General features: G+C 38.8%; 3 protein-coding genes. 1 reads left to right on the top strand and 2 read right to left on the bottom strand.

All coding sequences use genetic code 11. From position 1 onward, the window contains the following. Positions 1 to 755 precede the first annotated feature (755 nt). Together RG963_RS16200 and RG963_RS16195 are read right to left on the bottom strand one after the other, a co-directional pair. Positions 756 to 1,553: a hypothetical protein gene (locus tag RG963_RS16200; RefSeq protein WP_310577315.1), complete on the bottom strand. Its 798-nt coding sequence runs from the start codon at positions 1,551 to 1,553 to the stop codon at positions 756 to 758. A 192-nt stretch (positions 1,554 to 1,745) separates the two neighbouring features. Further along, the gene (locus RG963_RS16195; protein WP_310577314.1) at positions 1,746 to 2,516 is read right to left on the bottom strand and encodes a hypothetical protein; all 771 of its coding nucleotides are present in this window, start codon (positions 2,514 to 2,516) and stop codon (positions 1,746 to 1,748) included. Positions 2,517 to 3,088: 572 nt separating this feature from the next. Here RG963_RS16195 and RG963_RS16190 point away from each other — a divergent pair. Then, on the top strand, positions 3,089 to 3,256 hold the full coding sequence (locus RG963_RS16190; RefSeq protein ID WP_310577313.1) for a hypothetical protein: 168 nt from the start codon (positions 3,089 to 3,091) through the stop codon (positions 3,254 to 3,256). Positions 3,257 to 3,470 lie beyond the last annotated feature (214 nt).

The raw sequence follows: 3,470 nt of genomic DNA, 5'->3' as shown, positions 1-3,470 counted from the left end.
GTTGCGTAAACAGAATAAATATAGTCTTTATAATCACCTGTAATATAATAATTCGAGATAATAAAATGATTTTGAAATATAAATTCTGATAAATAAACCTGAACTGATACTTTTTAAGATTTTTCTGGATTGTCAAATTGCCATTATTTTCCGTATTCTATGACTGCAATCGATCAAAAACCCGAAAAGTAACAGAAATTCTCTACGAAAATAACAAAATAATCTATGGAAATAACAAAATAATCTATCCTACATTCGGCAGCAAGCACATTCTAATATTTAAATATCCTCAATTGTTATTTTTTGCAGGTTCACTTAAAAACCAGGATCATACGGGCTATATACCTAACATTATTTATCATTTATCTCGTTTCTTATAAATATATATTAATTATGTTATGGTTAACATTTAGTAATTTTTGATTTAAATTGAATTTCAACAGTTCTGAAAAAAACGATATCAATAGAAAAATTGAATGGATTTTTATGTCGACCTGCCGAAAGCAGGTTCCATCTCCTTTGCAAATTATTATCACTTTTTCCATAAAAATGTATCAAAATCGGAGTAAACTGGAGAGATTGAAATTTCTCTGCCGTCAAGCCATTAGATATATGGAATCAGGCATTGTTCTATATTTTTTCTGAGTTTGTTTTCTGATTCCAGCTGCCTGCCCTTTCTAATATATGGCATGAGATTTCCTCACATCCGATAATGCCCGTAACTATAATCAAAGATTCAGAGGCTACTGATTTTTTCAATCAAGAGATTCGGCTTCGTGTATATATTCAGACCCATTGAGAGTTTCAAGGGCAAGTTTTGTCATAAGCAGGTGGCTTATTAAAAATCTTTTGTTACCTTCGAAAACCATTGTTCCCAGAGAATTGGCAGCCTTAATGATTACATTTTCAACGTCATTGGAATCTGCGCAAGAAAATTCATTTTCTGCAAGGCCAGGCATGTGCTGAAGGAAATCGGCTTCTCCTCCTTGTTGAATAAGCAGGCTGAAAATACCCGGAAATTTGTCCGCGAAGACGATCGCTTCTTCTCCATGGGAGTGAGATAAAAGTATACATGAACCTGGAAGGATGAAACCTCCATTCTCCGGAACGCTGATATACTGCTGCCCGAAGGTCTCTTTTCCTATGGATCCTATTGCCAAAGCCGCAGCTAGAGACTCTCTCTCCATATTCAGAAGAGACGCGGAATTCGAAATTTCCCCAAGATATGCGACTGCAATCCTGACCGCTGCCTCCATCTTTTGCCCAACCGCTGCCTTCCCGATTGCGCATAGGGAGTAAAGGATACTTAAACCGATATCAGTCATTTTCTGCTCTCTTGCAACTTCAGCCATCTTTCCAAGAGATAAAAGAGATAAATACACCCCGATTCCCATTTTTTGAAAGACAGCAGCGCTACCTATATTTCTTATACTGATAACGGCCTTTTTTGCATCGGGCTCGAGCCCCTTGTTTATGTATTCAGTTCCCCGTTCCGTAAGGTAATCTATAGATCGTAGCACACCACGCTCGTCATTATCCTTAACAGAACTCAACCCGAGGTCCGTTGCCCCAGCTTCATTTAAATTAGACGTTCAGAACACCCCATTAAAAGTTCTTATCCGGAAAAGGCACCTCAAAGCTAGACAATCCTGCCTGCACTCCTTTCCCTTATGAAGGAAGGTATTGTAATCGACACTGGCTTTACTTACTCGATAAAAATACTCATTAAACTGAGTTGAAAAAATTCATAAACGAGTACCTAAAAATTTTTTCTTTCCCCTGGAAGTTTTATTTAGTTTATCTTCCAGTTTCTCAATTTCTAATCTTTCAAAGTGAAGGAGAGCTACTTCGGCTATGATGGAAGCGCTCATCAGGTAACGGTCCTCTGCATCAAATTTAATCGTTTCAAGCGAATAGGCTGCCTGGAGCAAAGCCCTATCAAGCCCCTGCAGATCTGCAGTTTTTCCTATATCCTGAAGAGAGCGGACACTTATATCAGCAGTTTCTTTCAAATTTTGTTCAATCGCCCCGGTTCCGATTTCCTGCAGCAATAGCTCGGCGTTTAATGCTGCATCCTCGAAGTTCAGGCTTGCTGCAACCTTTCCGGTTTCCCCAAGAAAGGCTGCTATACTGTTTGCGGCATCACCCAGACTTTGAGATGTAACGCTTTTCCCAATTTCCCCAAGAGCAAAAATAACTGCAATTGTTTCTTTTCTGGTTCTTGCGAAAGTCGTCGCATTTCCGATCTCGCCAAGACAGGAGGCTGCGATCTTTGCGGAAATCTCCATTTTTTGTCCTGCTGCAACTTTCCCGATCTCGCCAAAAGCAAGTACTATGCTCACAAGGACATTTTCCATATGCTGCCTGCAGGCTTCTCTCGCAACTTGAGAAAAAAGAAGAAGCGTATTAATAACAACCGGTTCAAGCCTGGCCATAGCTGCCGCTTTTCCTATTTTTGTTATGTATTGGATTAATCTTCTGGTGTCGCTTTCCTGTCCTTCTTTTGCATATTTCACTGCAAGCTCGGAGAGGTAATTAAGGACTCCTTTAATTTCGGTTTCATTTTTTTCATCAACCAGAACAAGTCCCAGTTCTAAAGCCTCGTTTTCATCAAGCAGTAGAATCCTTCATGCCCCCAGATTCTCTCTTAAGTAAGTATGGATATGTGAGAATATGAGCTTTATCATGGGAAAAAAGAATTACCAGGGGATCTTCTTCCCGAAAAACAAAAAAAACTGTTATAGTTCAACAATATACATACCTAAATGATGAAAAGTTATATATAATATTAAGCGGTAATAGGTATCCGGTTGCTTGCGAGTAAACATCAAAGCCTCATTTCACATACACGAGAATCAAAACGATTACTCTGGGAGGATAAGCTTCATCCCTTCTTCTTGTCCGTCTCTAACCGTTCTCTCGTGAGCAGCTATATCTTCATATTTGTTTTTACAAATCAGAACTTCAAGATGGAGGTACTGATTACAAGAGGTGCATCTTACAAGAGGTGCATCTGGGCGCTGCACGTTTCCTTTTTGCTATCAGTCAATCAGATTGATTTTACATATCAGCGGCTGAGAATGTGAAAATGTACTCAAAACAGTATGGTATTTTTCACAGGAAAGCCTACAAAGAAGTGCTTTCCGTGATGGAATATACATCAGCCGATGTAAACAGTAAGTTTTTGCCAGTAATAAATAAAAAGTTCGATTTCGGAGAAGAGTACCTTTATTCATTAAGTGTTAAGATTGAGTGAACATGCTTGAAGCATTCATGAATTCGCTCTCGAAACTATCAAGATCCATACATTTTCAGCATCTGTTGTGAACATCCAGGTGAAAGCTTAATAAAATTAGCCAGAAACAAAAACTCACCGGATAACTGAGTCGAGCCCGGAAGCCCGGACTCAGTTGGGTTATAACTGGCTTTATAAATGGTTTTTGTATTAATTTTAGAATACAAGTCCTAGA

It is taken from the genome of Methanosarcina baikalica, from assembly GCF_031461075.1.
Taxonomy (GTDB): domain Archaea; phylum Halobacteriota; class Methanosarcinia; order Methanosarcinales; family Methanosarcinaceae; genus Methanosarcina; species Methanosarcina baikalica.
Note: the sequence above shows the minus strand (reverse complement) of the source record. Positions and strands in the feature narration are given on the sequence as shown.